This is a genomic window from Alcanivorax sp. P2S70 (genome assembly GCF_000475295.1).
GTDB classification, from domain to species: Bacteria; Pseudomonadota; Gammaproteobacteria; order Pseudomonadales; family Alcanivoracaceae; genus Alcanivorax; species Alcanivorax profundi.
The window spans coordinates 336,969-360,707 of record NZ_AXBZ01000034.1 but is presented as its reverse complement, the minus strand read 5'-3'; the positions used below and the strand labels follow the sequence as shown (position 1 = coordinate 360,707).

At 58.2% G+C, this 23,739-nt stretch carries 22 protein-coding genes; 10 read left to right on the top strand and 12 right to left on the bottom strand.

Annotation, left to right across the window (positions count from 1 at the left end):
- Nucleotides 1–70 precede the first annotated feature (70 nt).
- Nucleotides 71–1,123 (top strand): NAD-dependent epimerase/dehydratase family protein, encoded by a 1,053-nt coding sequence (locus Q672_RS28855; RefSeq protein WP_022985990.1) that lies wholly within the window; start codon nt 71–73, stop codon nt 1,121–1,123.
- Here Q672_RS28855 and Q672_RS28850 read toward each other — a convergent pair.
- The 5 genes from Q672_RS28850 to Q672_RS28830 form a co-directional block, all read right to left on the bottom strand.
- Entirely contained in the window at nt 1,120–1,695 is a 576-nt protein-coding gene (locus Q672_RS28850) for a DUF4334 domain-containing protein (protein WP_022985989.1), read from the bottom strand. The two genes, Q672_RS28855 and Q672_RS28850, sit on opposite strands and share 4 nt — an antisense overlap.
- A gap of 250 nt (nt 1,696–1,945) precedes the next feature.
- The gene (locus tag Q672_RS28845; RefSeq protein ID WP_022985988.1) at nt 1,946–2,305 is read right to left on the bottom strand and encodes a hypothetical protein; all 360 of its coding nucleotides are present in this window, start codon (nt 2,303–2,305) and stop codon (nt 1,946–1,948) included.
- A gap of 37 nt (nt 2,306–2,342) precedes the next feature.
- On the bottom strand, nt 2,343–2,753 hold the full coding sequence (locus Q672_RS28840; protein ID WP_022985987.1) for a roadblock/LC7 domain-containing protein: 411 nt from the start codon (nt 2,751–2,753) through the stop codon (nt 2,343–2,345).
- Nucleotides 2,750–3,301 carry a GTP-binding protein gene (locus Q672_RS28835; protein ID WP_022985986.1) on the bottom strand — a complete coding sequence of 184 codons (552 nt, stop codon included), beginning with the start codon at nt 3,299–3,301 and terminating at the stop codon, nt 2,750–2,752. The genes Q672_RS28840 and Q672_RS28835 overlap by 4 nt, the downstream gene beginning before the upstream one ends.
- A gap of 2 nt (nt 3,302–3,303) precedes the next feature.
- Nucleotides 3,304–4,281: a hypothetical protein gene (locus Q672_RS28830; RefSeq protein ID WP_022985985.1), complete on the bottom strand. Its 978-nt coding sequence runs from the start codon at nt 4,279–4,281 to the stop codon at nt 3,304–3,306.
- A gap of 499 nt (nt 4,282–4,780) precedes the next feature.
- Between Q672_RS28830 and coaD the strand changes: the two genes are divergently transcribed.
- The 3 genes from coaD (at nt 4,781) to Q672_RS28815 (ending at nt 7,595) form a co-directional block, all read left to right on the top strand.
- Nucleotides 4,781–5,272, top strand: a complete 492-nt coding sequence (gene coaD / locus Q672_RS28825) for a pantetheine-phosphate adenylyltransferase (RefSeq protein ID WP_022985984.1) — start codon at nt 4,781–4,783, stop codon at nt 5,270–5,272.
- A 215-nt stretch (nt 5,273–5,487) separates the two neighbouring features.
- The gene (gene ggt, locus Q672_RS28820; protein WP_022985983.1) at nt 5,488–7,197 is read left to right on the top strand and encodes a gamma-glutamyltransferase; all 1,710 of its coding nucleotides are present in this window, start codon (nt 5,488–5,490) and stop codon (nt 7,195–7,197) included.
- The gene (locus Q672_RS28815) at nt 7,194–7,595 is read left to right on the top strand and encodes an SRPBCC family protein (RefSeq protein ID WP_022985982.1); all 402 of its coding nucleotides are present in this window, start codon (nt 7,194–7,196) and stop codon (nt 7,593–7,595) included. The genes ggt and Q672_RS28815 overlap by 4 nt, the downstream gene beginning before the upstream one ends.
- A gap of 100 nt (nt 7,596–7,695) precedes the next feature.
- On the opposite strand, the gene Q672_RS28810 is transcribed toward Q672_RS28815, so the two are convergent.
- On the bottom strand, nt 7,696–9,486 hold the full coding sequence (locus Q672_RS28810) for an alpha/beta hydrolase family protein (protein WP_235047199.1): 1,791 nt from the start codon (nt 9,484–9,486) through the stop codon (nt 7,696–7,698).
- A 367-nt stretch (nt 9,487–9,853) separates the two neighbouring features.
- Here Q672_RS28810 and Q672_RS28805 point away from each other — a divergent pair, with 367 nt between their 5' ends.
- Together Q672_RS28805 and Q672_RS28800 are read left to right on the top strand one after the other, a co-directional pair.
- The gene (locus tag Q672_RS28805; RefSeq protein ID WP_022985980.1) at nt 9,854–10,891 is read left to right on the top strand and encodes an NAD(P)H-dependent flavin oxidoreductase; all 1,038 of its coding nucleotides are present in this window, start codon (nt 9,854–9,856) and stop codon (nt 10,889–10,891) included.
- 122 nt (nt 10,892–11,013) lie between these two features.
- Complete coding sequence (locus Q672_RS28800; RefSeq protein ID WP_022985979.1) at nt 11,014–11,433, top strand: SRPBCC family protein; 420 nt, start codon at nt 11,014–11,016, stop codon at nt 11,431–11,433.
- A 53-nt stretch (nt 11,434–11,486) separates the two neighbouring features.
- On the opposite strand, the gene Q672_RS28795 is transcribed toward Q672_RS28800, so the two are convergent.
- Entirely contained in the window at nt 11,487–13,250 is a 1,764-nt protein-coding gene (locus Q672_RS28795) for a monovalent cation:proton antiporter-2 (CPA2) family protein (RefSeq protein WP_022985978.1), read from the bottom strand.
- Nucleotides 13,251–13,480: 230 nt separating this feature from the next.
- On the opposite strand from Q672_RS28795, the gene Q672_RS28790 reads away from it, so the two are divergent.
- Together Q672_RS28790 and Q672_RS28785 are read left to right on the top strand one after the other, a co-directional pair.
- Complete coding sequence (locus Q672_RS28790) at nt 13,481–14,740, top strand: PepSY-associated TM helix domain-containing protein (protein ID WP_022985977.1); 1,260 nt, start codon at nt 13,481–13,483, stop codon at nt 14,738–14,740.
- A 287-nt stretch (nt 14,741–15,027) separates the two neighbouring features.
- Nucleotides 15,028–15,993, top strand: a complete 966-nt coding sequence (locus tag Q672_RS28785) for an Lpg1974 family pore-forming outer membrane protein (RefSeq protein ID WP_022985976.1) — start codon at nt 15,028–15,030, stop codon at nt 15,991–15,993.
- A 295-nt stretch (nt 15,994–16,288) separates the two neighbouring features.
- Here Q672_RS28785 and Q672_RS28780 read toward each other — a convergent pair whose 3' ends face one another.
- The 5 genes from Q672_RS28780 to serA form a co-directional block, all read right to left on the bottom strand.
- Entirely contained in the window at nt 16,289–17,584 is a 1,296-nt protein-coding gene (locus Q672_RS28780; RefSeq protein ID WP_022985975.1) for a CsgG/HfaB family protein, read from the bottom strand.
- Nucleotides 17,585–17,705: 121 nt separating this feature from the next.
- Nucleotides 17,706–18,296 carry a penicillin-binding protein activator LpoB gene (gene lpoB / locus Q672_RS28775; protein ID WP_022985974.1) on the bottom strand — a complete coding sequence of 197 codons (591 nt, stop codon included), beginning with the start codon at nt 18,294–18,296 and terminating at the stop codon, nt 17,706–17,708.
- 41 nt (nt 18,297–18,337) lie between these two features.
- Complete coding sequence (locus Q672_RS28770) at nt 18,338–18,736, bottom strand: YcfL family protein (protein ID WP_022985973.1); 399 nt, start codon at nt 18,734–18,736, stop codon at nt 18,338–18,340.
- Entirely contained in the window at nt 18,733–20,103 is a 1,371-nt protein-coding gene (locus Q672_RS28765) for a COG3014 family protein (protein WP_022985972.1), read from the bottom strand. The genes Q672_RS28770 and Q672_RS28765 overlap by 4 nt, the downstream gene beginning before the upstream one ends.
- Nucleotides 20,104–20,214: 111 nt before the next feature.
- Nucleotides 20,215–21,444: a phosphoglycerate dehydrogenase gene (gene serA, locus Q672_RS28760; RefSeq protein WP_022985971.1), complete on the bottom strand. Its 1,230-nt coding sequence runs from the start codon at nt 21,442–21,444 to the stop codon at nt 20,215–20,217.
- A 143-nt stretch (nt 21,445–21,587) separates the two neighbouring features.
- Between serA and Q672_RS28755 the strand changes: the two genes are divergently transcribed.
- A complete protein-coding gene (locus tag Q672_RS28755) occupies nt 21,588–22,982 on the top strand; it encodes an FAD-binding oxidoreductase (protein WP_022985970.1) in 1,395 nt (464 codons plus the stop codon).
- On the top strand, nt 22,975–23,676 hold the full coding sequence (locus Q672_RS28750) for a fumarylacetoacetate hydrolase family protein (protein WP_022985969.1): 702 nt from the start codon (nt 22,975–22,977) through the stop codon (nt 23,674–23,676). Before Q672_RS28755 ends, Q672_RS28750 begins: the two co-directional genes overlap by 8 nt.
- The last annotated feature ends 63 nt before the right edge of the window (nt 23,677–23,739 follow it).

Sequence of the window (23,739 nt, the reverse complement as noted above, 5' to 3'; positions counted from 1 at the left end):
TTGGAGCTTACTCCAGCCTTTAGGGTGACAACAGACCCCACCCATCACACACTGCAAGGAGCCTGACCCAATGACCATTCTGGTTACCGGTGCCACCGGTTTTATTGGCCGCCATGTCTGCGCCACACTGACGAGCCAACAGCATCATGTCGTTGCGCTACTGCGGGACCCGACCACACAACTGCCCACACTGAAGCAACAGATCCGCCAGCTTGGGGGTGACGAACACGCACTCAGCGCCGTAAAAGGCGACCTGGACGAGACCTCGCTGGGGTTGCAGGGCCCGCTACCCGCGCTGTCCGCGATCGTACATCTGGGTGCCCGTTTTGCCTGGCAGCTGGCCATGGCAGAAGCCCGGCGCACCAACGTGGCGGGCAGCCTGGCGGTAGCGGAACTGGCCAGACAACAACAATGCCGGCTGGTGTTCATCAGTGGCTTCATGCTCGAAAACCACGCGCATCTGGCTCGATTGGGGATCGATACCCAACCTGGAGGAAAGACCGAATGGCCCAGTGTCTACACGCGGGCAGGCGGTTACGAAGCCAGCAAGCTGGAAGCGGCCATCCGGGTACGGGAGTTTGCCCGTCAACACCCGCTGGACATGGTAGAAATCCAGCCGGCGACGGTGTCAGGTCACAGCCAACGCGGTGAACTGGACCCCCAGCAACCGCTTTACCAGCTGATTGCCAACCTGCACGCCGGCCGGTTGGCGATGATCCCGGGGAGTCAACGCCACTGGTTGCCGCTGGTCTGCGTGGACGGGCTCGCCGAGCTTATCGCCCTTGCCTGTGTTGACCCACAGGCCCCTGCACGACTGCTCGCGCTGGATCCAAACACGCCATCACTGGGCGGGCTCCTGCAACACTGTGCGGCAGCACTGGGACGTAAACCGCCCCGCCACTATTTGCCGATACCACTGTTGAGAGGATTGTTACGGTTGCCAGGGTTACCGCGATTAATGAATACCTGGCCGGAAGCCTTGCACTTCATTCAGACAACCCGGTTCGATACCCGGGCCAGCAGCGACTACATGAAACAGCACGGGTTGGTGCACCCGGACACGGACGAGGTGCTGACTCTCTGCGTGCAGCACTTTTTGTGCTGCACGCAGCGCGAGCATTAGCCGTCGCGACGCAGCACAAAGAAGAAAGGCTGCTTCATGCCTTTCAGGTCCATGATGCCGAGCACGGTATTGTCATCCACCTTGCGAAAGACATCATTGATGGGCAGGTTGTCGTACACCATGGTCGCGGTGGGCTTGCCGCGGTAGGTGGTCATGCGCAGACGGGCAGCAGACTTGTTGCCGGACAGCAGGGGAATCAGGGTTTGGAACATGGACCCTGCGGCATCGGTTTTCAGGAAGGTGAGCTTGTCCAGCAGGCCGAGGCCCGGCATGGCCAGCAGCGGCTTGACGCTGGACAGCTCGCCGTTGCGTTTGCGAAACACCAGCGGGTGCACATGCTCGGTGGTGTCGAAACGCTTGCCGTGCCAATGGCAACGCTCAAGCATACCGTCCATGGGGTGGCCGGTCTCAAAACCTTCCCCTTTCCACGCCCCCAGCATGAAATCGGTCTCCACCGGCTCCAGTGCATCGAAAATCGCCAGGGCTTCCTCACTGCTTGTGCCGGTCTGTTGTGCCTGGGCAAATCCCGTCACGGCATTATCGTGTGCCATTTCACTTTGGGTGGCGGCCATGCTGAACTCCTTGGTATGCATTCACGGTTGGCTCCAACCTAGAAGCCAAACTTGGCAGACACCAGAAAAGTCAGCGAATTGTCAGGCAGGGCGGGTTACCAAAAAAACCAGAATTGACCATTACTATCATTGGCGGGCAAATAGCGGTCCGGGCGCGGAGCTCTGTGCGCCCCAGCAATGCCAGGACATCCCCCAAAAAGAGCCGCCGGCATGGGAGTGCCGGCGGTAACACGAGACAGAAAACCTACACTTACAGTTCCAGCGAATTTTCCACTTCCTGGCAGGCACGGCGGGCCAACGCCAGGTTCGACTTGTTCTTGTCCAGCACCAGGTAGATGAACAAGCCTTCCTTCGAAGACACCGGTCGGATGATGTGATACTGGGTACCCAGCGTAATCAGGATATCCTCGATTTTATCGTTCAGACCCAGGGACTTCATGGTTTTCAGCTTGGCGCGGACCACTTCTGTATTCCCGGCAGCAGCCAGCTCCAGATCCAGACCTGTTCCCTGCTGCCCCAGAACCATGCCGCTGTTGGAGTCCACAATAGCGGTACACATTGCACCATCGGGTTCCAACAAGGCCGCCATGCTGTCTTTTACATTCGCCATAATACTTCTCCTTAAGAAAGGCTTTTTCTACGTAGATTCAGGACTGGTTACCCAGTTTCTTGCTTAACTCTTCACAGCAGGTTTTGGCTCCCCAAAGAAGCTGCCCAAGCAAAGAGGCATCATTGGCCACCACGGCAAGTGCCATGGGTGGTTCAAGATTCGGTACTTTCATAACCGCCACGACGCCTTCGTCCGATTCCACGATCAGACGACTGCACTCGGAAATACCCGCCTCCTTGGCGATAGCGGAACTAATGGCGGCCAGAGAACTCCCCATGGCCGCCAGGCGGCTGGCGCTCTTTTTGTCCACCTGCAATGCAGCAACTTCGAAACCGTCACTGCTCAACAGCACCGCAGAGGTAACCCCTGGCGTACTGTTGCTGAAAATCTGTAACTGTTTTTCGGCAATACCAACCGCTGTTTTACTAATAACGGATCCTGCTTTCATGCTTCCGCCAACCCCAGTTCGTTAACTTCAATCTGACAAAGCAGTGCTTCGACCAGAAGCAGCACATCGTCTTTCCTTCTCACATCCACTGACAGAACCGGCGGATTGATGTTGCGTTCAACCAGCGCTTCGGTAATGGCATCGATGGTGAAAAAGTCATCATCAGAGAGACGCCCCACGCCAATCACCATCGGCATCCGGCCGCCTTCCCAAAAGGCATCAACAAAGGTCGACAGGTGTTCGTGAAGATCGGGATGCTGGCCATTCAGAAGCACAATGACCCCTGCGGCATTGCTGGCCAGAATTGGCCACATAAAGCGAAAACGCTCCTGACCTGGTGTGCCGTATAAACGCACTCCGCTGGCACCGGGGATATCAATATGGCCGTAATCCAGGGCGGCGGTCGTCAGCGCCTTGTCGCACTGTTCAAGATCGGTGTTGACCACATCTGTCGAGACACATTCCTGGTCACTCAGCGCCGTTATCGCCGTTGTCTTGCCTGCGCCCATGGGCCCGGTAAAAATAATTTTGAACTCGCCTTCGGTCATCGCTATGCACTCAACCCCAGTCGACTACGCAGTCCCTTGATCAGCCCGCCGAAACGGCTCCCCGCAGCCTCTGCCGAGACGCCCGGCAACGTTTGCAAATCCGCCTTGTCGTAACGCATCAGGCCGCTCATGGCACAGGCATTGATAAAACGGTCCGTGTCATCTTCCGCCGCCTGAGAAAGCGACAGCACCTGATCGCGAGTAAGCGCTTTCTTCGTCAACAAGGCACACAGGGTGAGATCAGAACGGCTTTTGGCAAGGCTGCCAAAGCTTGGCCAGCGCAATAGCTGAAAGGCGCTGTCCGCACTGATCCAGGATGAGAGCCCCGCGGGCAGATGCGGTGTTATCATCCAGCTCATGGCAAACAACGAGCACGCCACAGCACCTTCGGTAGCAGGAGCATTACAGGCCCGCAGTACCCCGGGGCGGATGTTGTGATGCATCATCCGCTTGAGCAACAACGGGTCTGCCATGAAACGACGACTGCGGGCATCCAGCCACAATTCTCCTTCATCGCTTTGCGCCACGTACCAGTGGGCTGCGGCAGGAAAATCTCCATAAAGAAGTTCATGTAGACTGTCCCAGAACTCTCCCACGTCAGCGGCTTCTGCGCCCGCCTGAATACTGGAAGGGGGCAAGTCCGTTTTCAGCGGTGTCTGAGATTGGGTGGGAGCAAGCAGACTGGCAACATCTTCAAGGACACTCAGCAGCTGCATGACACGGAAAGGATGTTGCAAGACGTGGGAGGCAGAAGGTTTGGGTTCGTTGTGGTGGTAAACCACAATCCGGGGCTTGCTGGTGTGTTCCCAGCGTCGGGTTTCATCGGTGCTTTCGTTGGCGACCATCAACACATCGGCCGCATCCGGATCGCTGAGACTCCACGAGATACCTGAGCGCCCGTCCATGATCTTCAACATGGATAAACAGGCACTGGCCGTGTCATCCCCTAAACCTACAAAACCAAGTCGCTGCTGCTTCATTGTTATTCACATCCATGGAGTGATACTTTCCTTCTGCCCTGTGGGAGCAAGCCCTTACTCCCTTCGCTCTACTTCTCTGTTCATCAGTGATCTGCTTCTCACGCTAGTCCTCCCAAACGGGATCAGGGAACCTTGGGGCGACAAGCGGCCGTTATTTGGGGATGAAGAAAGTTTCACATCAACGGATCAAAATCTGACCAATTGTGCAAGGCAAAACAACACGGAAATCGCTTAATTCTTTGTAGGATATTGCTTACAGGAAAAGCACAAAACGTGGCATTTTGTGGCCTGTTAACCAGTTTTATCGTCACATTTTTGTCATTTCCACTCGCCCCCCACCACGCCTGGGCGCCCCCCTCCGATGCGCGCATTACCCCCCGCCCAAAACGACACCCCCCCACAGACCTGCACGGCAGCCGGCGCTTGGGGTATCCTTGCGCCACGGTAATGGCGGACCTTGTCCCGCCATGGATCCTGCAGACAGAGAGGCAATTCCCCTATGACCAACCGCGTAATCTACCCCGGCACCTTCGATCCTATTACCAATGGCCACCTGGACCTGGTGGAACGGGCTGCCAAGATGTTCGATGAAGTGGTGGTCGGCATTGCTGCCAGCGAAAAGAAAGGGCCATTGTTCACCCTTGAAGAACGGGTCGAACTTACACAGCGGGTGCTGTCTCACCTGCCCAATGTCAGGGTCTGTGGCTTTTCCAAACTGCTGGCGCATTTCTGTGAAGAGCAGGGCGGCAACATCCTGCTACGGGGCTTGCGCGCCGTCAGCGACTTTGAATATGAGTTCCAGCTGGCCAATATGAACCGCCAACTGGCCCCGGATCTGGAAACCGTGTTTCTCACCCCCGCCGAACACTTGTCCTTTATTTCCAGCTCCCTGATCCGCGAGATCGCCCTGCTGGACGGGGATGTAAACAACTTTGTCCCACCGCTGGTGGCCGACGCGCTGGAAGAGAAACGCAAGGCGCGGCAGAAATAGCCGTTCAAAGTTAAAAGTTAAAAGTTCAAAAGCGCAGGCTTGGTGATTGGGCTTTGGAGCGCCTTACCCTCTCCCTTAGCGGGGGACGCGGGCAGAGCGTCCAAGAACACAAAGACCAACCCCGCGTTTCACCTTTAACCTTTTAACTTTCAACTAAGGCATAACAACAACGCCGGACACTGCTCACCAACACCGGCCTTCAAGGAGGAACCCCCATGCGCTACCTGATCCCTCTACTGCTGCTGCTCACGCTGACCGCCCAGGCCGCAGGCCCGGGCAAAAATGCCGTGGCCAGTGCGCATCCGTTAGCCACCGAGGCCGGCCTGGAGATCCTGGATCAGGGCGGCAACGCCTTTGACGCCGCCGTCGCCGTCGCCGCCGCCCTGGCGGTGGTCGAGCCCTATTCCGCGGGCATGGGCGGTGGCGGTTTCTGGCTGCTGCATCGTCAAAGCGACCAGTTCCAGACCTTTGTGGATGCCCGCGAAACCGCCCCGGGCGCCGCCTCCGCCACCATGTATCAGGACAAGGACGGCAAGGTCATGCGTGACTGGGCGGTGAATGGCCCCAGCGCCGCTGGCATTCCCGGCCAGGCGGCTGCCTTTGTGCATCTGGCCAGCCGCTATGGGCGGCTACCGCTCAGCACCACCCTGGCGCCCGCCATCACGCTGGCACGGGACGGTTTTGCCATCGACCCCCATTACCGCAAGCTGGCCGGCTACCGTGAAGAGGTGCTCAACCGGTTCCCGGACGCCGCGGCCATCTTCCTGCACAACGGCAAGGTGCCGCCCACTGGCCATGTGATCAAACAGGCTGATCTGGCCCGCGTGCTCACGGCCATTGCGGACAACGGCAAGGCCGGCTTCTATCAGGGAGACGTTGCCCGGCAACTGGTCGAGGGGGTTCAGCAGGGCGGCGGCATCTGGACACTGGATGATCTCGCCAACTACTCGGTGGTAGAGCGCACCCCCACGGTCAGCCACTTTCGGGGCGCACGCATCGTTTCGGCACCGCCACCGTCCTCCGGGGGCATTGTCATGGGCAACGCCCTCAACATCATCAGCCAGTTCAACGACGGGCATACCGGCGACATGACGCCACACATCGCCATCGAAGCCATGCGGCGAGCCTATCAGGACCGGGCCCGCTATCTGGGCGATCCCGACTTTGTGGATATGCCTGTGGACAAGCTGTTGAGCACGGAGTATGCCCGCCAGCGCGCCGCCAGCATCACTCTCGACAAGGCCACCCCCAGCAGTAGTCTGGGCAAACCGGTTGGCGTGGATGAGGGAACCCACACCACCCACCTGTCGGTACTCGACAGCGAGGGCAACCGGGTCGCCGCCACCCTCAGCATCAACTTGCCATTTGGCAGCGGTTTTGTGGCCCCCGGCACCGGCGTCCTGCTCAACAACGAAATGGATGATTTCTCCGCCAAGCCTGGCAGCCCCAATGCCTACGGTCTGGTCGGCAGCGAGGCCAATGCCATCGCACCCGGCAAACGCCCGCTGTCCTCCATGACGCCCACCTTTGTGGAGTTCGACGATCGCATTGCCATCCTCGGCACCCCCGGTGGCAGCCGCATCATTTCCATGGTCATGCTCGGTGTGCTGGAAGCGGCCAATAACCAGCCCGTCGATGATTGGGTGGGCAGGGTGCGGTATCACCATCAGTACCTGCCCGATGAAGTTCAGGCAGAACCCGCGTTTGTCGGCAGCGAGGAAGCCAAACAGCTGATGCTGCTGGGCCACAAGGTCGTCTCTACCGGCCGGGATTATGGCGATATGCATGCCATCCTGTGGCGAACCGACAGCAACGAACTGACCGCGGCAAGCGATCCCCGCGGGATCGGCCAGGCGACCGTACGGGCGCCGGCCAGCGCCCCGGACCCCTCTGACGACACCCACAAGGAAGGCAGCGCACCGTGAAGCCGGTGATTCACCTCAGCGTGTCGATCCAGTGCGCCGCACAGCAGGTGTACGACTTTGCCTCAAACCCGGCAAATCTGCCGCTCTGGGCAGCCGGCCTTACCCAGGCGGAACTGGTGCAGGACGGCGACATCTGGATTGCACAGGCCCCGTTCGGCCAGGCACGAATCCGCTTCGCTGAGCGCAATGCCTATGGGGTGATGGATCACTCGGTAGAAATGGACGACGGGCAGGTGGTGTACAACCCCCTGCGCGTGGTGCCCAATGGCGACGGCAGCGAATGCACCTTTACCCTGTTTCGCCGTGACGACATGGACGATCAGCAGTTTCAGGCAGATCACGACGCAGTGGTTGCAGATCTGCAAACCCTGAAGCGTCACCTCGAAAGCCCGTCATAAGCATGCCGGAAGCACACCGCTGACATTGCGAAAATCATGCCCCTGCCAGTGGCAAGGGGCATGCAAGTGTTATGGGTTACCTGTTATTTTTCTTTTGGCATTACCGCTCGACACGCTGCAGCAACAAATCGGTCATTTGAATACTGCCCGCGGGCGTCTGATCGAACACCAGTGACACGGCATTGACGTTGTTGAAATCGATACCTTCAAAGGCCGTCAGCGGGATATCAACACCGTTGAGCACCGTTTTACGCGAACCATCGTCATCAAAATCCCGCCCAGGCGGGTAGAACAATGCTTCGCTGTAATCCGTCGCCTGTACCGACACGCTGTTGCCATCCAGGTCTTCCATCACAATGGTGAAATCCTGTCCGCCCAGATTGTCTTCATCGCCGTGAGACACACCCACCCGCAACGACAGCACTTGATAGTCGGTGACATCCACCCCCAGCAACTCGGTACGGTAGGTCGCCGCTGCATCCCAGGTCATATAAACCTGCTCTGCGGTATTGAACGTGGGCTCGGCAACCGCGCAGCCTTCACCGGGGCGCCCATTGGTCTGGCACACCCCAAAATCGGAGAAACCGTCGAAAGTCACGTTGCCGCCCAGGTTATTGATGAAGAGGCTGGCAGCATCCAGGGTGTCATCAATGACCATGCGTTCTGCCGAAGGCGCATGGATACTCAGCAGATAGCGGTCATCACAGGGCCCTACGCCATCGGGACAAATATTACCCGGTACCGTGGTTTGGCCATTCCAGTAACTGGCAAACTCCGTTTCACCACCAACGAAGGTACGGAAAAATGACGCCATGAAGAACAGGCCATGCGCTTTCTGTACCTCACGGGTATCGCGCCCGCTGTCGGCCACCGCGGTGCCACAGTGGGGATCGGTCTGCTCGGAGTCGAGAATACTCCAGTCATCAGGGCGACTTTCAAGCTCGGCGTCTGCCCATTTGGTATTGTAGTAATTGTGGTTTGCGCCCATCGGGATCAACTGAAACTTCGGGTACATATCGTTTTGCATGGCATAACGTGAGGTATCAAAGGCAAAGTTCCCCATCAGGTCTTCCACATCGCCATCGCAGTATCCTGCCAATGCAGCGAACGCCACATTGTTCACCGTCAGGGTGTTGTAATCTGTCGGCGCCAGCGAAAACACCGCAACAATGTTATGGGGCTCGGCCTGGTCACGGTTGTACGAAACCGTCTTGTTCACACCCTCACCACCACGTGAATGCCCCATGATGCCGATGGCGCTCATGTCCAGCTTGCCCACCAGATCATCCATGCCAAACCCGCCATAGGTATTTACCGTACGGAATTCGTCCAGATGCCGAACTACCAGCTGCGCACGTTGCAAGGCGCCAGCATCGCCATTGCTGGGGCCGCTGTCGTTGGCGTTCACATAGTTTGCATCGATGGAAATCACCGCATAACCATGGCTTGCCAGGTTACGGGACAGGTACTCATAGCCGCGGTAACTGGGAATGGGATCTTCACACTCCTCATAAGGCATGCCCCAGGAGCCGCTGTAACAGGTACCATGGCGCCCATGAAGAAGCAGAACTACCGGTGCCGGCTCTGTACTGGCTTCCGGGTAATGGATGTAGCCGTGCAGCGTGCTCTGGTAGGTGTAGTCACGCTTGTCATCGTAAAGATCCATGGTGCCGAAATCGTACTCGTGCTCGGCAACCGCATAGGGACCCATCGCTGAAGGATCCGCTGCTTCACCACTAAACACGGCATCAGGTGTCGTTTTCGCCGTTGGCGTTTCATCAGCAGCCGGGTCAGAAGAGGAATCACCTCCACACCCGGCCAGCGCCAGTGTTCCAGACAATAGTAGTGACGATATGATCCCCTTCGGTGAAATGCTGTCAGGCATATTCATTGTTACCCTCTCTATCACTCGTTAATTGGCGTCCTTGGAAAAAGACGACACCAGTGAAGGCAATCCATATGCCACAAGCAGATAAGTGAGAGCGGGGTTATTCTCTTTCCTTTGAATTTCATTCACTTAAATGAACCATATTCACAAAGCATACATACTCACCGGTATGGCAGCGTTGTTTCGCAGGCACCAGCACGGTGCCCTCGCGCCTTTTATGTGCACAAAACCCTTTTAATTCATATAATTATCGCCCCATTGGCAGGCACATCGAGCGCGCCCGAAAAGTGCAAAATGTTCCGCAGGCTCCTGACAAACGCGCGGCTATCACGGTAAGGTCGCCTTAGTCTCAGGCCACTGCGGAGTCCACATGCCCTGTTTTACTGGCACACATTTACCCCTCATCCAGGCCCCCATGGCCGGGGTACAGGATTGGCGGCTGGCTGCCGCAGTCAGCGAAGCCGGAGGGCTGGGGTCGCTGCCCGCAGGCATGCTGTCTGCCGCACAGCTGGAAGAGCAGCTTGGCGCCCTGGCACAAGCCACCCGCCGCCCATGGGGAGTGAATTTTTTCTGCCATTCCGCCCCTGACAATGACCCGCAAGGCGAAGCACGTTGGGCCAGTGCCCTGGGGCCGCTTTACCAGACCTATGACGTCAACCCTGCCGACATCCCGACAGGCCCGTCCCGCAAACCCTTCGATGCCGATGCCGCCAGTCTGATCGAACAGTTTCGGCCTGCGGTGGTGAGCTTTCACTACGGCCTGCCCGCAGAAGGACTGCTGGAGCAGGTAAAGGCCTGCGGTGCGCAAGTCATCTCCAGCGCGACCACAGTGGAAGAAGCGCTATGGCTACAGCATCACGGTGCCGATGCGATCATTGCCCAGGGGCTTGAAGCGGGCGGTCACCGCGGTCATTTTCTCAGTGACGACTTGACACGGCAGCAAGGCACACTGGCGTTGGTTCCACAGGTGCGCGAGGCCGTGACGGTCCCGGTCATTGCCGCAGGGGGGATTGCCACCCCGCAAGGGGTCAATGCGGCGTTTAGTCTTGGCGCCGATGCCATTCAGGTGGGTACCGCCTATCTGCTGTGCCCGGAAGCCACCACCAAACCGGTTCACCGCGCCTGGCTGCAAAGTGATCGGGCCAGGCATACCGCACTGACCACCGCGTTTTCCGGTCGCCCAGCGCGCGGTATGGTGAATCGTTTGATGGAAGAGCTTGGCCATTTCCCGCCACAGGCGCCCGCTTTTCCGCTGGCAGGCAATGCCATCGGGCCCCTGCGGGCTGCGGCAGAAGCCGCTGGCAGTGGCGATTGCTCCCCGTTATGGGCCGGGCAGTCCGCCAGCCTGTGCCGTGAAGAAAGCGCTGCCGTTATTACCCGTTGGCTGGCCAACGGATGTCCAACCTGAACATCGCCCCGAACACCGACACGCTGCTATGGCCCGAACTAACCTTGCGACCGTATGGCCAGCGTTCAGAATCAACAGCCTCTATAGGGCCCGGTTCGGGCCAGAGCTAATGTGGAGCCAGCATGCAACGTATCGAGATTTCCAAAACCTTCCCCTTTTCCGTGGACAAGCTGTTCGACTTTCTCAGCGACCACGAAAACCTGGAGCTGATTTTCGCCCCGGCCAAGATTCAGCGTATCAAGGAAGGCAAGGACAGCCCCAACGGAGTGGGCTCCACCCGTAACATGAAAATCCTGATCGCTCCGGCCTTCCACGAAACCGTTACCCGGGTCGTGCCCAACGAACTGATCGAGTACACGATCACCAAAGGCAGTCCGCTGAAGAATCACAAGGGTGTGATGCGTTTCTCCGACACCGGTACGGGCGGCAGCCGGCTGGATTACACCATCGAGTTTGAAGGCAAACTGCCGCTGATCGGCCCGATCATCAAGGCTGGTCTGGACCAGGGCATTCGTCGTGGACTTAACAGACTGAAGCTGTAAACGGACGCCGCCTCCCGAGCTGTTGGCGCCCTGCCTGCCAGGGCGCCATCCCCTCAGCGGTCCTCGCCGGACAACAACGATTCCAGTTCTTCACGGCCCTTGCGGTTGGTTTCGACCAGCATCTCCATGTCCCCACGATGTTCGATCTGCTCTCGCAACAACCGTTCATCAAGATCCTTGAAGCTGCGTACCAGATCCAGGGCGGTAGACTCTGGCACACCCAGCTGCATCAATGTGACCCTGGCCGACAACAGAGCCGACTCAAACGTTTCACGAATCACCTGGTCTACCCCGAGTTCATGGAGGCGGTAGGCGTGATAACGGTCCCGTGCGCGCGCGACGATGGTCACCGCAGGGAAATGTTGTCGCACCAGTTCCACCGCTTTCAATGAGTCCTCCACATCATCCACCGCCAGCACCAGCACCCGGGCATGCTCGAGCCCGGCATTACGCAGCAAGTCCAGCCGGGTGACATCACCGAAGTACACCTCATTGCCGTAGCGCCGCAACAGGTCGATCTCGTCCGGGTCCGAGTCCAGCGCGGTGAACGGAATTTTGCGTCCTACCAGGATTCGCGCGGTGATCTGGCCGAAACGGCCCAGCCCGGCAATCACCACCTGTGGATGATGACTCGGCAGTGTCTCCTGCTCGAGATCCGGACGTTCACGCGAGGGGCGATCCTCACGCCACAACAACGCGACCAGCTTCAACAACAGCGGTGTTGCCGCCATGGACAATGCCACCACCAGATTCAGTTGTCCGGCCACCGCGCTATCCAGCAGGTTCAGGCTCTGCGCCTGCGTCAGCAATACAAAGGCAAATTCACCGCCCTGACAGAGCAACCCGCCAAACAACACCGTGCTACGCCAGGTCTGTTTCCGCACACGGCTGATGGCCATCAGTACCGCCGCCTTGATCACCAACAGGGTAACCAGATAAAGCACAATCTCACCGGGATGATCACGCAGCAGTCGCAGGTCCATGGTCATGCCGATGGCCAGGAAAAACAGCCCGAGCAAGAGTCCCTTGAATGGTTGGATATCCGTTTCGAGCTGTTCCCGGTAGGGCGAGTTCGCCAGCAACACACCCGCCACAAAAGCCCCCAACCCCATAGAAAGCCCCAGGTGCTCCATCAACGCCGCCGAGCCCAGCACCACCATCAAGGCGCTGGCACTCATCAGCTCCGGGTTGCGCAAGCGGGCCAGCTTTCCCAGCCACGGGTTCAGCACATAACGTCCCGCCAGTACCATTGCAATCAGGGCGGCCAGCCCGGCCAGTAATTGTGGGCTGTCGTCACCGGCCTGGGTGCCCGCCAGCACCGGCAGCAGTAGCAGAATCGGGATGACGGCCAAGTCCTGGAACAACAGAATCGAAAACGCCGACCGCCCCTGGGGGGTGCCAAGCTGATTGGTTTCCACCAGCATCTGAACCACAAAGGCCGTGGATGACAACGCCAGCGTCGCCCCAATAGCGAGACTTTGATGGGTACCAAACCCGAACAGGGTAAAGGCCCCGGCCAGCAACAACGCGCTGAACACCATCTGCGTGGCACCCAGTCCGACCAAGCGCTGCCGTTGCGCCCATAACTGTTGCGGCGCCAACTCCAGACCCACCACAAACAGCATCAACACCACACCCAATTCGGCAAAGTGCAGGACATCGGTACCACCGCTAACCAGCCCCATTCCCAGCGGTCCCACCGCAATCCCGGCTGCCAAATAGCCCAGAATGCTGCCAAGACCCAACCGCTGGAACAGCGGTAGCAAAATCAGGGTAGCGCCCAGCAACACCAGTGCCTGTGAAAAAAATCCGTCCACATTGTTCTCCCGATCATTCTGCCGTTGATGCTACCGGATTTTGGTGACAGCCGTTGTGCTATTGCGATTCGCCCATAACCACGATGCCCTCTCTGCGGCCGGCCATGAAGGTGGTCCGCTCTAGCAGGCGACCCGGTTCAGACTCACCATTAAAATGAGAACTATTGGCATTTATGATACGCTCCGGCCCACCCTGACACAGAGCCACTCAGAAAACCCAGGTATTGCTCATGCGCGCCACGCTCGTTGTCCTTCACCGCTGGTTCGGCTTATTCATTGCCGTCTTCCTGATTATTGCCGGGCTCACCGGTGCAATCATTTCCTGGGACCATGAGCTAGACGAATGGCTCAACCCCCATCTGTTCAAGAGCCAGAGTGAAGGCGAACCGCTGCCCATACTGGATTTGGTCAGGATTGTGGAAGCAGACGATCCCCGCGTCCGGGTCAGCTTCTTCCCGCTGGCGGCAGAACCTGGTCACAACGCCGAAATCTGGGTGGATGCCCTGAAAAATCCAGACACTGACAAGCGCTATGAACTGGACTACAACCACGCCTTTGTGGATCCGGTCACCGGCGAGATCGTCGGCAAGCGCGAGTGGGGCAAGATTTCCCTGCATCCGGAACACCTGATGTCATTCCTCTATAAACTCCATTATTCCCTGCACATTCCGGAATGGCGGGGTATTGATGAGTGGGGCGTGTGGTTGATGGGGGGCGTCGCGCTGGTCTGGCTGTTCGATAACTTCATTGCCATGGCTCTGACTCTGCCGCGCCGTCGACGCACCGCCAACGCCAGCGGCAAAAGCTGGATGCAGCGCTGGAAACCGGCCTGGATGATTCGCCGCGGTGCCGGGGCCTACAAACTCAACTTCGATCTACACCGGGCCGTGGGCCTGTGGGTCTTCGGACTTTTGTTGCTGCTGGCTTTTACCTCGTTCTCGCTGAACCTGTACCGGGAAGTCTTCTACCCGATCATGTCCACGATTTCCGAAACCACTCCCGGCCCCTTCATGAAACGTACCCCCACGGCCCTGCATGACCCGGTGGAGCCGGAGGTATCCTGGCCGCAACTGTTCGAGCAGGCCCGCACGGAAGCCGATAACCGTGGTTGGGATGAGCCCATTGGCGATACGTTCTATAGCGACAACTTCGCCATCTTCGGGGTGCGTTTTTATTACCCGGGCGAAGACCACGACAGTGGTGGCATGAAAGTGAAAAGCCTGTACTACGATGGCAAGAGCGCCGAGCTACTGGGCGACGAAGTGCCCTGGACCGGCACCGCCGCCGACGTCTTCAACCAGCTGCAGTTCCCGCTACATTCCGGCCGTATCGCCGGCCTGCCCGGGCGCATCATCATTTCCATCATGGGGATTGCCGTGGCCATGTTGTCGATCACCGGCGTCGTGATCTGGTGGAAGAAACGCAAGGCGAGAGCCACAAGCCGGCGGAGGAAAACTGCAGGAAGCCTCGCACGTAACTCAACACGTTAATCCCTCACGGCATCCGCCATGGAGGGCTGAGCCACGTATGCAGCGAGGGTACAGGGCATAACGGCCGGGTCACTGCCTTCAGTGACAGCCTTGATGTTCCAGCGCAACGGCTTTCCGTTTGCCCTCCTGCCGCTTTGCCGGAAGCCCCGTCTACGCTTGCCATGTCATACTTTTGCAATGGGTAAACACGGCATATAATCTCCATTAGCACTAAATTGCAGTGCAAAAAAGGATTCCTTCTCCATGGGGGGGGAGGAGATTTTTACAATGGAGAATGCACAAGCATCATGAACACAATCCCAAAAAAACTCATTTCTGTCGCTATTCTTGCGGCCACTTCACCCGCGATGGCGGGTTTCTATGTCGATCTTCAGGCAAACCAGAGCGAACTGGATCGTAGCGGCCTGGATTGGTATGCCCCTTATGGAGTAGATGGCGTAGATATTGTCGGGGCAGGGGATTATGGATACCTTGAGCCTTCTGCCGAGACCGGTTTTGCGCTAGCTGTCGGCATGGATTTGGGCAGCAACTGGACCGGTACCGTTCGTTTCAGCGACATCGATTTCAGCGAGAAAGACACCGTTTCCAGCCCAAGCCAAGAGCTTGTGGCCAGCCGGGTTCATGCGGATGATGGCGACGTTGACGAAGGTGACTGGGACTTCGGTCGCTCCGAATTCGAGCTTGAACAGGAAACCATCGAGGTAGAATTCGCCTACAACGTAAAGTTTGGCGGCGACAAGGGCCTCGTATCCCCGCTGTTTGGTCTGCGCTCCACCTCTATCGAGCAAAGCATGGACACGCTGTACGATGACACCAGCTCAACTTCTTCTGGTTCTTATGTGTCAGAGTCTGTTGATCATGATCTGCTTGGCCTCTACGTGGGCGTGGAAGGTCTGTGGAAATTCAACCGTCTGGTCGGCGTGGAAGGCCGTGTGGATATCGGCGTCATGAATGCCGACGTCTCTCGCAGCAACCGCGAGACCATTGAGGACGGCGACTCCGTTTACGTGGATACCGGTGACAACTTCACCGAAAGCGCCACCATGACCAATGCCAAACTGGGTGTGGTATTTACCGCGCTGGAGTCAGATAGCCTGAACCTGGATGTCAGCCTTGGCATGCAGTACTCCAACATCGACGGCCTGTCCGATTTCATCCATTTCCCGGATGACGTGGTAGATGGTGTGTTGGCCCGCAACCAGCAAAGCCTTGGCACCAGCGGTTACTACCTGAATGTCGGCGCCTCATTCTGATTACCCCTTTGCGGATAATCTGAAAATAAAAGCCACCGCCATTGCGGTGGCTTTTTTTATGTTTCATCCCGGATTAGCAGGAAGCGACGGCTGCTAACGAGACCTTCCCGCTGGGGGCGCGCTCGCGGCGCGATGCCATCGTTTTACTCCGCCCTGGGTGTAATGCTGGAGTAGCACAATCCCGGAATTCCGCAGTAAGGCTTTATTATTTTCCTGTTGAGCTTCCTGCGTCGCTCCTACTGCGAGTGGAAAAAAATCCACAATCAAAAAGCCCCGCTGTCGCGGGGCTGCTTGATTACCACTGGATCGGCGCTTCCGACGAACCGGGGCTGGCTTGCTGGCCGGCCGGTTGTGCAGACAGGGCCTTGGCCTGTTTGTCCGGGCGCACCCGGTCACCCACCTGGAGCGCACTGCTGGCGTCGCCTTCAATCACGGCAATACCATAATCCGGGCGAATCTCGCTAACCTTCAAGGTGGCCAGGGCTGCGCCTTCCATCTTGATGGTCATGCCGGTGTCCGGATCTTTCATTTCTCCGGCCGGACGGTACACCTTCATCAGCGCATCCTGCTCCAGACGCCCTTCACCCTGGGTGAGGAAGACCGTGCTGCCGTCTACCTTGATCACCTGAACCGGGTAGAGCACGTCCGTGGCATCTCCGGCGATGGCCCGGGCAATTTCGGGGTACATCACATCGGCAAGGCGCTCAGGATGATTACGCTCATCAATGTTCAACTGGCGGGCCACTTCGCGAATTTCCGCTTCAGACTTGTCCCACACATACAGGTCACTCCACAGTATTTCTGTCGTCGTGGTATCGATCAGACGATAACGCACCCGTACATAGGGCTCATAACCGCCCATCTTGGCACCGTAGAATTCCCGCTCGCTGTCACCAATCTGGAAATCTTCAATGGTCCCGACCAGCAACAGGTCTGCCCCTTTGCGCTGGCCCAGGCGAGCCATTTCTTCCGGGGCAATACTGCCTTCGGCAACCACGCCCAGCTCTTTGTCGATATCCGCCAGGTAGGCACGATCCAGCACCCGGAAACGGCCTGACTGGGTAAAGGCCATGGACAGGTTTTCCGCCAGATCCCGCTGTACTTCCGAGGCGGAAACCTTGACGTCGCCCAGGTCATAACTGGCGGCACGGGTATCAAAGGTCGCAATGGCAATACCGGGAAGATGAGAACGGTCCGGGCCGATGGACTTGGGACGCAAGATATCGGCCTGGATATCCGCCTGCCACATGCCATCGTCCACCTGCTTCACAGACTGCACCTGATAGGTCTTGATGTTGCCCATGGTCGGCAGTTGGGGCTCTGGCACCGAGGTTTCCTTGCCCATCCAGGTGGACACATCCCCTTGCTGCTGAATCACCCACTCGTACACATCCGTACGGAAGTTGGGATCCACCGCCAGGGTCACACCGCCTCCCTGGCGAACCGCCGCCACCAGCGCATTGGTCATGGCCTGCTCGGGGTTGTCGCCAAACCCGCGGGCCGTGACGGACACCGTTTCGGTCAGCGCATGGCTTGCCGTTGAGCATATCGCCAGCAAGAGAAACAGTGGAGCAAATAGACGTTTGAACATGTGACCTCCTTGTTCTGACGGGCGATATTCGCACCGCGGGATACCAAAGAGACCACAGAGCTCACCGTATAGTTTCCCGGTAGGCTCCGCGGGCTCTAGCAACCAGGCGTTAGCCCGCTACTTACATTCCAAACAGGCTTTTCTTCTGGGTCTTGCGGATTTCTTTCTCGTTCGCCCATTCGATGATGCCGGTCTGAATGTTCATCAGCTTGAGGGTGAACTTGTAGTACACATCCTTGGTGCTGCCTTCACGCTTCACAATGGAAGAGAAGTTACCGTACATCATGAACTCGGCACCGATCTGACGACCCATCTGCGCAGCGGTGTTTGGATCCACCAGGCCGGATTCGCTCTGGTAGTCCAGCTGCTCACGCACGCTTTCCACCTTGGTCATGTCCACGAAACGGAACTTGCCCGAGTTAAGCAGTTTGGACTGGATGGTGTCGGTGATGGACTCGGTGTCGATGTGCTCGGTGGTCTTGTTCTTGATGCTGTCCACAAACACCACCGGACGACGGTTCTGGGTCAGCTGCACGATGGGCGGGAACACCAGCATGTCATCGACCATCTTGCTGGCAATCATCTGCAGGTCAGTGGAACCGAAATCGGTGTTCACAGTTTCACGGGCCTGGGCATCGCCATAGTCCACGGTAGAACAGCCGGACAGCGCCACAGCGGCACCCAGCATGATCATGGTTAGTACACGTCGCATTCTTGTCTCCTTGTTCCTTTTAGTCTCGCAAACGCGAGAGGTTATTCCTGTACCCAGATTTCAAAGCGCACGGCCGACGGGTTCGGGGCGATGGCCTTGATATTGTTCTGGCTGCGACCGGCCATCACCACCTGCCGCCAGGGCTGTGCTTCCGGCTGCAGTTCAAAGCCGTCGGCATCAAAAAACTTCACCTTGTATTGAAAGTCGAGCTGGAATTTCCAGTCATTTTCCAGCGTGGCCTGCATGTAGAGCAGGTCGCCTACCTTTTTCTGCTTCAGGTCAGGCACGGAAATCCGGCTGGAAAGCAGGCTGTTATTGGAATAGACCCTGGTAACCGTCTCTCCGTTCTCATCCACTTCCAGCTGCCCCATGTTGCTGGCCGAACAGGCCGTGAGAAGCAGCGCCACCAGCAGCGCCATCAATGGGCGAAATATCGTCATAAGGGTCCCTCCTGAACGGGTAACACACGAGTAATCAAGCGGCCGGGAATGGCCACGGCATGGATCACGGTGAGGCCCCGGTCTACAACCGGTACTGTCAACGTAGCATTGCCCTGCGGGGTGCTCAACACCAGGGTGTGCTCACCGGGTTCCAGGGTAAAGCGGGTGGCCTGGGCATAGGCCGGCAGCGTCAGCCAGCTGCGCTGATCCGCCTGCTCACTGACCAGGTTATAAATCTGGGTACTTAATGAACCCAGCAGACCGAAATTGTCGTTGGCCTGCTTCTGCACATTATATTTGGCAGTGGCACGCAATGTCTGGCGTACCAGCATGCCTGGCATGCGTTCCTTCAGGTCCTTGGCGGCCAGGGCGCCCACATCCGCCAGCACCTGGGTCTCGCCCAATGGCTGGCTGGCAGTATCGAGTACCCGCAGGGTATTGGGCATGGGTTTGTCCGCGAGGGCATAGGTAGGGAAGGCGACCGAGAAAACGCCATGCACGGTAGGAATAGGCAAGCTGAACTCCTGCCGCGGCTGCACGTATCCCTGTTCATAGATGATCGCCACCAGACCGCCATCGTCGACCTTGCGACGCTTCATCCGGTTGGAAATCCGCTCCACATCTTCTTTGAGCATGGTGGAGTCGGGATTGATTTCCAGGGCCTTTTTGTAGTCCACAAGCGCGTCGTTATACTCGCCGTGCGCTTCCCAGAAGAGCGCGGAGAGATAGAAAGTCCAGGCATTCTGGAAGCTGGCCTTCACATCACCGGCCACCGCATTGAGCCCTTCGAAGTAGCCATCGAACTGATTCAGGTCGATGCTGTTTTCGTCAGCATCTTCTTCCGCCTTGGCAATTTCCTTGTCGCGCTTGTTGGCCGCCACCTGCTGCTCAAGTGCTGCTGCGCGGAGTTCCACCGAGGTACCCGTGGCATCGCCATCCGCCCAATAGTTGAGCGCCTGATAGGCGCGGGTGAAGATGCGCTCATAGTCTGGCGCCACATAGGGGCGGGCGTTGTCATTGGTCAGCATGGCCGTACCGGTCGCCGCAAGGGAAGACACCTGAATCTTGGCGCTGGCATCTTCCTTGTCGTACTCCGCTACCGCCCCAGCAAAGGCATTGCGACTGGCCTCCGGCTGCCCATTTAGCTGGGTTACCCGACCCAGTTCCTGCAGATACAGCACACCATCCCCCCCGGCGGTGGACTGCTCAAGCTTGGTTATCACCCCCTGGTCAGGGGCTTCACTGGCCAGCGTAGTCTTCCACTTCTGTGCCTGACTGGGGTAAGACACGAACAACGAATTGGTCGCACACCCCGATAGCGCCGCGAGCAGCACCAGCGCCAGCCATCCTTTGGCAAGAGTTATCATTTCCCGATGGTCCCCAAAACAAAAAAGCCGAAGCAGGCAAGGTAGCCCGACTTCGGCTTTTTGTCGAGCAGGTCACAATCCTCCTGCCCGGTGCCTGGCACTTCCTGTCAATCAGAACAACACGCGGGTACGGATAGTGCCCTCGATGGTGCGCAGCTTGTCCAGCGCCAGCTGGCTGTACTCTTTGTTCACGTCGATTACCACATAACCAATGTCTTCATTGGTCTGCAGGTACTGACCACAGATGTTGATGCCATTTTCGGAGAAAATGGTGTTGATCTGGGTGAGTACGCCGGGGACGTTCTTGTGAATGTGCAGCAGGCGGTGCATGTCCGGGTGAGCCGGCAGGGCCACTTCCGGGAAATTCACCGCGCCAAGGGTGGCGCCATTATCGGAGTAACGGGCCAGCTTTTCGGACACCTCGGTGCCGATGTTGACCTGGGCTTCCTGGGTGGAGCCACCGATATGCGGGGTCAGGATCACGTTGTCGAATTCGCGCAGCGGGCTGACAAACTCGTCGTCGTTACCTTTCGGCTCTTCCGGGAACACGTCGATGGCGGCACCCAGCAGATGGCCGTCCTTCAGCGCTGCCGCCAGGGCATCAATGTCCACCACCTTGCCGCGGGCATAGTTGATCAGATAGCCCTTGGGCTTCATGGCGCGAATCTGCTCTTCCTTGATCATCCAGCGTGTGTCGGCGGTATCCGGCACATGCAGACTGACCACATCAGACTGACCCAACAGGTCGTTGAGGCTGCTCACCTGCTCGGCGTTACCCAGCGGCAACTTGGGAATCACGTCGTAGAACTTGACCTTCATCCCCATGGATTCAGCCAGCACCGACACCTGCGCGCCGATATTGCCGTAACCCACGATACCCAGGGTCTTGCCACGAATTTCGTAGCTATCCTTGGCCGACTTGAGCCAGCCACCACGGTGGGCAGAGGCGTTCTTCTCGGGAATGCCACGCATCAGGTTGATGGTGTGGGCAATCACCAGCTCGGCCACGGAACGGGTGTTGGAGTAGGGGGCATTGAACACCGGAATACCGCGTTTCAGGGCCGCCTTCAGGTCCACCTGGTTGGTACCGATACAGAAACAGCCGACACCAATCAGTTTCTCCGCCGCAGCAAACACTTCTTCGGTGAGCTGGGTGCGGGAGCGGATACCAATGAAATGGGCATCCTGGATCTTGTCCGTCAGATCGCTGCCAGTCAGGGCGGTGGGCAGCAGTTCCACGTTGGTGTAGCCGTGTGCCTTCAGGTTTTCCACGGCATTTTCGTGGATGCCCTCGAGCAGGAGAACGCGGATCTTGTCCTTCTCAAGAGAAGTATCGGCCATGATTGAAGTCTCGGTAGCCTGTGAAATGGGCGCGTATGTTAACATAGCGCGCTCAAATTGAGAGCAACCCGGCAGTCGGATTGCTCAAGTTGTCGTGAGAACGCCTCAAGATCGTGCGTTTTACCCCGCTCAGGAGACCCTTGATGACCGCCCTTGCCCATGCCGCGCTGGAGCAACTGACTGATTTGCTTGGCAAACGCCTGCTCACCGATTCCGATAGCGCCGAGCGCTACGGGGTCGACTGGACCAAGGTGTGGGCCCCGGCCCCCTGTGCCATCGCGCTGCCGGAGACGATCGAGGAAGTGCAGCAGATCGTGGAAATCGCCAACGAGCACGGCCTGCACCTGGTGCCGTCCGGTGGCCGTACCGGTCTGTCTGCTGGCGCCGTGGCCGCCAACAACGAGCTGGTAGTGGCCTTCGATCGCATGAACAAGGTGCTCGATTTCAACGAATTCGATCGCGCTGTCACCGTGCAACCCGGTGTGGTCACCCAGCAGCTGCAGGAATTCGCCGAGGAAAAGGGCCTGTTTTACCCGGTGGATTTTGCCTCCGCCGGCTCCAGCCAGATCGGTGGCAACATCGGCACCAACGCCGGCGGCATCAAGGTGATCCGCTACGGCATGACCCGCGACTGGATCACCGGCCTGAAAGTCATCACCGGCAAGGGTGAACTGCTGGAACTGAACAAGGGGCTGATCAAGAACGCCACCGGCTACGACTTCCGTCACCTGTTTATCGGCTCTGAAGGCACCCTGGGCCTGGTGGTAGAAGCCACCGTCAAACTCACTCGCCAGCCGAAAGACCTGACCGCCCTGGTACTGGGCGCGCCGGGCTTCCGCGAAGTGATGAGCATCCTGCACGCGTTCCAGCAGGACATCGACCTGACCGCCTTTGAATTCTTCTCCGACAAGGCCATGGCCCACGTACTGGCCCACGGCGTGCCCAAGCCCTTCGAGACCGAGAGCCCGTTCTACTGCCTGCTGGAATTCGAGCAGCTTTCCGAGCAGATCGGCGAGCAGGCCATGGCCATCTTCGAGAAATGCGTGGAAGAAGGCTGGGTACTGGACGGCGTCATGAGCCAGTCCCTGCAGCAGCTCGACCAGCTGTGGCAGCTGCGTGAGCGCATCTCCGAATCCATCGCCCCGCACACCCCGTACAAGAACGACATCTCGGTGAGCATCGCCAAGGTGCCGGACTTTGTCGAAGACGTGGACACCGTGGTGCAGGACGCCTACCCGGATTTCGAGATTGTCTGGTTTGGCCATATCGGCGACGGCAACATGCACCTCAACATCCTCAAGCCGGCAGACCTGGCCAAGGAAGACTTCTTCGCCAAGTGCAACAACGTCTCCAAGTGGGTGTTCGAGATCGTCGAGAAGTACAACGGGTCTATCTCAGCCGAGCACGGCGTGGGCATGACCAAGAAGCCGTACCTGGAATACTCCCGCAGCCCGGAAGAAATCGCCTGCATGAAAGCCGTCAAGCAGGTGTTCGATCCCAACAACATCATGAACCCCGGGAAGCTGTTTGATGTTTGATGATGCCATCACCCTGAACCGCGACGACGATGGCTACGTGCACCGCTGGATCGACGGCTCCCCCATTGATATCCCGGTAGGCAAGGTCGTGTGCGTGGGTCGAAACTACGTCGACCACGCCCGTGAGCTGGGCAACGAGGTACCGGAATCCCCAATCCTGTTCATGAAGCCGGCCACTGCCCTGGCCAGCCTGCATGAACCGGTAGTAATCCCGACAGGGCAGGGGCCGGTGCATCATGAAGTGGAAATGGTGGTGCTGATCGGCAAACGCATCCGCAAGGAAACCGATCTGGAGAACATTCGCTTCAGCATCGCCGCCTACGGCGTCGGTCTGGATCTGACCCTGCGGGCACTGCAAAACCAGCTAAAGGAAAAAGGGCTCCCCTGGGAACGGGCCAAGGCCTTCGACGGCGCCGCCCCGGTATCCGGCTTTATCGATGCCCGCGGCATCTCCGTGCGCCAGAACCTGGATGTGACCCTGGAGATCAACGAAGCCGTGAAACAACACGGCCACACCGGCCTGATGCTGTTTCCCACCTTCGAACTGCTGGCCGAAATCAGCCAGACCTTCACTCTGGAACCCGGCGATGTGGTCTTCACCGGCACCCCGGCCGGCGTCGGCCCGCTTAATAGCGGCGACAAATTCACTGCTCGACTGGGCAACATCATTCAGGTATTCGGCACCGTCGCCTGACCCTGACACCGCTCCCACTGCCAGCAGTTGGCTGGTTTCGACTGTGGGAGCGGTGGTTCCACC

Bases quoted from the DNA above. Each gene is read 5' to 3' on its own strand.
- Q672_RS28855 (WP_022985990.1), top strand. From the start codon at position 71: ATGACCATTCTGGTTACCGGTGCCACCGGTTTTATTGGCCGCCATGTC.
- Q672_RS28850 (WP_022985989.1), bottom strand. From the start codon at position 1,695: ATGGCCGCCACCCAAAGTGAAATGGCACACGATAATGCCGTGACGGGA.
- Q672_RS28845 (WP_022985988.1), bottom strand. From the start codon at position 2,305: ATGGCGAATGTAAAAGACAGCATGGCGGCCTTGTTGGAACCCGATGGT.
- Q672_RS28840 (WP_022985987.1), bottom strand. From the start codon at position 2,753: ATGAAAGCAGGATCCGTTATTAGTAAAACAGCGGTTGGTATTGCCGAA.
- Q672_RS28835 (WP_022985986.1), bottom strand. From the start codon at position 3,301: ATGACCGAAGGCGAGTTCAAAATTATTTTTACCGGGCCCATGGGCGCA.
- Q672_RS28830 (WP_022985985.1), bottom strand. From the start codon at position 4,281: ATGAAGCAGCAGCGACTTGGTTTTGTAGGTTTAGGGGATGACACGGCC.
- coaD (WP_022985984.1), top strand. From the start codon at position 4,781: ATGACCAACCGCGTAATCTACCCCGGCACCTTCGATCCTATTACCAAT.
- ggt (WP_022985983.1), top strand. From the start codon at position 5,488: ATGCGCTACCTGATCCCTCTACTGCTGCTGCTCACGCTGACCGCCCAG.
- Q672_RS28810 (WP_235047199.1), bottom strand. From the start codon at position 9,486: ATGAATATGCCTGACAGCATTTCACCGAAGGGGATCATATCGTCACTA.
- Q672_RS28805 (WP_022985980.1), top strand. From the start codon at position 9,854: ATGCCCTGTTTTACTGGCACACATTTACCCCTCATCCAGGCCCCCATG.
- Q672_RS28800 (WP_022985979.1), top strand. From the start codon at position 11,014: ATGCAACGTATCGAGATTTCCAAAACCTTCCCCTTTTCCGTGGACAAG.
- Q672_RS28790 (WP_022985977.1), top strand. From the start codon at position 13,481: ATGCGCGCCACGCTCGTTGTCCTTCACCGCTGGTTCGGCTTATTCATT.
- Q672_RS28785 (WP_022985976.1), top strand. From the start codon at position 15,028: ATGAACACAATCCCAAAAAAACTCATTTCTGTCGCTATTCTTGCGGCC.
- Q672_RS28780 (WP_022985975.1), bottom strand. From the start codon at position 17,584: ATGTTCAAACGTCTATTTGCTCCACTGTTTCTCTTGCTGGCGATATGC.
- lpoB (WP_022985974.1), bottom strand. From the start codon at position 18,296: ATGCGACGTGTACTAACCATGATCATGCTGGGTGCCGCTGTGGCGCTG.
- Q672_RS28770 (WP_022985973.1), bottom strand. From the start codon at position 18,736: ATGACGATATTTCGCCCATTGATGGCGCTGCTGGTGGCGCTGCTTCTC.
- Q672_RS28765 (WP_022985972.1), bottom strand. From the start codon at position 20,103: ATGATAACTCTTGCCAAAGGATGGCTGGCGCTGGTGCTGCTCGCGGCG.
- serA (WP_022985971.1), bottom strand. From the start codon at position 21,444: ATGGCCGATACTTCTCTTGAGAAGGACAAGATCCGCGTTCTCCTGCTC.
- Q672_RS28755 (WP_022985970.1), top strand. From the start codon at position 21,588: ATGACCGCCCTTGCCCATGCCGCGCTGGAGCAACTGACTGATTTGCTT.
- Q672_RS28750 (WP_022985969.1), top strand. From the start codon at position 22,975: ATGTTTGATGATGCCATCACCCTGAACCGCGACGACGATGGCTACGTG.